Below are 3094 nucleotides of genomic sequence, written 5' to 3' on the forward strand. Positions count from 1 at the left end.
TTTGGTTATTAAACTAATTCTACCCGTTATGGGTTATTTTTTTAATTTATGTTGCACTTGAATTGTAAATTCTCAATTAACAAAAAAGCCGCCCACCAGGGGCGACTTTTTCATTCAGAACTGATACAAACTACTTGTTCAGCAGGTCCTTGAAGCTCTTAACGACGTTTTCAGTAGTGAAACCGTAGTTCTTGATAACTTCAGCACCAGGAGCAGATGCACCAAACTTGTCAATGCCGAAGACAGCACCGTCAAGGCCAGTGTATTGGTACCAAGTCTGGCTAGCAGCCATTTCGATAGCCATCCGCTTCGTAACAGCCTTTGGCAGAACCTTTTCACGGTAGTCAGCCGGTTGTTGGTTGAAGAGGTCGGTGCTTGGCATTGATACAACACGAACGTCAACACCCTGCTTAGCAAGTTCCTTCTTGGCGTTCATAGCCAGGGAAACTTCAGAACCAGCGGCGATCAGGATGCCATCTGGCGTGTCCTTGTCGGAGTCGGCCAGGATGTAACCACCCTTTTCAACTGGAGCATTTTCGGTTTCCTTCAGAACTGGCAGGTTCTGACGTGAAGCTACCAGCATAGTTGGAGCGTCAGTTTCGTTACCGATGAACTTCCAAGCAGAAACCATTTCGTTAGCGTCGGCAGGACGGATAACGTTCAGGCCTGGCATTGCACGGAAGCTTGCCAGTTGTTCGATTGGTTCGTGGGTAGGACCGTCTTCACCAACGGCGATGGAGTCGTGGGAGAAGATGAAGATGGAAGGCAGCTTCATCAGAGCAGCGATCCGAACGGCACCACGAAGGTAGTCGCTGAAGACGAAGAAGGCACTGCCGAAGAAGCGTGAACCACCGTGCAGGTTGATCCCGTTGATGGAAGTTGCCATGCCGAATTCACGAATACCGAAGTAAACGTTGCGGCCCTTCGGGTTGTCAGCAGTGAAGTTGCCGTCGTCATCCAAGTAAGTCTTGTTGGATGAGTACAGGTCAGCGGCACCACCCCAAAGTTGTGGGTTCTTAGCAGCCAATTGCTGAAGAACATCGTGGCCAGCAACACGGGTTGAAACTTCGTCACCTGGCTTGTAGTTGGACTTCAGACCATCAGTGTCCAGCTTGACGGAAGTCATGTGCTTAGCGTCTTCTGGGTACTTCTTGCTGTAGTCAGCAAACATCTTTTGCCATGCGTCGTATGCTGGCTTCTTAGCAGCTACGCACTTGTCGAAGTTGTCAGTGATTTCCTTCGGGAATTCAAATGGCTTGTAGTCCCAGCCCAGCTTTTCACGCATTGCCTTCAGGTTTTCTTCACCCAGTGGGTTACCGTGAACGGCGTTGGTACCAGCTTGTGGACTGCCGTAACCAATGGTCGTCTTAACTTCGATCAGTGATGGCTTGCTGGTGTGCTTTGCGTGTTCAATAGCAGCTTGGATGTCGTCAAGGTCAGTGTTACCTTGTTCAACTAACTGGTAGTCCCAACCAGCAGCTTCAACACGGCTCTTAACCTTTTCACTAGTACTCAGTGAAAGTGGACCGTCAAGGGTAACGTCGTTGGAGTCATAAAGGGCAATCAGCTTGCCAAGACCCTTGTCACCGGCGATGTTCAGTGCTTCTTCACTAACACCTTCGTTCAGGTCACCGTCACCAAGGATGGTGTAAGTGTAGTGGTCGATGACGTCGTAACCAGGCTTGTTGTAGATAGCAGCCAGGTGCTTTTCAGCAAGTGCCATCCCGACAGCCATTGAGATACCTTGACCCAGAGGACCAGTCGTAGCGTCAACACCAGGAGTGTGACCGTATTCTGGGTGGCCTGGCGTCAGTGAGCCCCATTGACGGAATTGCTTGATGTCATCCATGGAAACGCCGAAGCCGTTGAAGTGCAGCAGGGCGTAAAGTTGTGATGAACCGTGACCAGATGAAAGAACAAAACGGTCCCGGTTGATCCACTTAGGATCCTCGGGGTTGAAGTTCATGTTCTTTTCCCAAAGCTGGTAAGCCATTGGGGCAATGTCAATCGCAACGCCTGGGTGACCACTGTTGGCCTTTTCAATCATGTCAGCAGCCAAGAAACGCAGCGCATCAACAGATTGATGATCTAATTTGGTACTCATGAATTTCCTTCTCCTTTTCTAGAAACAATAGAAATTGATCTGATCTCACACTCTGAGATCCTCAACAGCAATTGTAACCATTGAGGGGCTTTTTGTACAAGAGTTTCGTTGTGATTTTTTAAAAAATTCTATGATTATGAGAAATTGGCCATAAGTTGGCCGTAAGTCCGCCGCTTTCTCGCTTTTGGCACGGCTTTCAAACTTGACAAGCAACAAACTCCCCAAGCCACTGTAGGCCTGCGGAGTTTGTTCCTAAATATTTAGTCAACCACGTTCCGCTTGAACGGGTCGTCACTGATACCTTCAGACAGGATCTTCTTCGACCATTCCTTCGCAGAGAAGAGCGAGTGGTCACGGTAATTGCCGCAGCTTTCGATGGTCGTCCCCTGAACGTCCTTCCATTCAGTATGGTAGGCGATTTCTTCCAGTGATGACTTCAAGGCCTTGGCCACTTCAGTCGTGCTGTGACGGCCCCAAGTAATCAAGTGGAAACCGGTCCGGCAACCAAACGGCGAGCAGTCAATAACGCCGTCCAGCCGGTCACGCAACAAGCCCGCCAGCAGGTGTTCGATCGTATGCAAGCCGGCTGTCGGAATCGCGTTGACATTTGGTTGGACTAACCGCAAGTCATAGTTGCTGATCTCGTCGCCCTTCTGTCCCTTTTCCACCGTGATCAGACGAACATAAGGGGCTTTGACCTTCGTATGGTCCAATGTAAAACTTTCAACCTTTGCCATTAAAAATCGCCCTTTCTTTTCTTAAATTGTTTTAATCCTCGCACCACATGAGACAGTTGTCAACGCTAAGAATGGTGACTAATGGCCAGAAAGGTCCTTTAAAATTAGATGAGAATTTGGAATGACGGTCTTTTCGGTATAAAATACTAAGTTGTCCATTTTTCAATTTTTTATCGATTGAGAATTTACAATTCAAGTGCAACATAAATTAAAAAAATAACCCATAACGGGTAGAATTAGTTTAATAACCAAA

2 protein-coding genes are annotated in these 3094 nt (G+C 48.0%); both read right to left on the bottom strand.

Going from position 1 to position 3094, the window contains the following annotated elements; translation table 11 throughout:
- Positions 1-130: 130 nt before the first annotated feature.
- Entirely contained in the window at positions 131-2104 is a 1974-nt protein-coding gene (gene tkt / locus QOR82_RS08910; RefSeq protein WP_283584390.1) for a transketolase, read from the bottom strand.
- Positions 2105-2364: 260 nt separating this feature from the next.
- Positions 2365-2841 carry an S-ribosylhomocysteine lyase gene (locus tag QOR82_RS08915; RefSeq protein ID WP_283584391.1) on the bottom strand — a complete coding sequence of 159 codons (477 nt, stop codon included), beginning with the start codon at positions 2839-2841 and terminating at the stop codon, positions 2365-2367.
- Positions 2842-3094: the final 253 nt, after the last annotated feature.

The sequence above is a fragment of the Limosilactobacillus difficilis genome, from assembly GCF_947387495.1.
Classification (GTDB): Bacteria; Bacillota; Bacilli; order Lactobacillales; family Lactobacillaceae; genus Limosilactobacillus; species Limosilactobacillus difficilis.

Coding starts and splice junctions, on each gene's coding strand:
- tkt (WP_283584390.1), bottom strand. CDS start 2,104: ATGAGTACCAAATTAGATCATCAATCTGTTGATGCGCTGCGTTTCTTG.
- QOR82_RS08915 (WP_283584391.1), bottom strand. CDS start 2,841: ATGGCAAAGGTTGAAAGTTTTACATTGGACCATACGAAGGTCAAAGCC.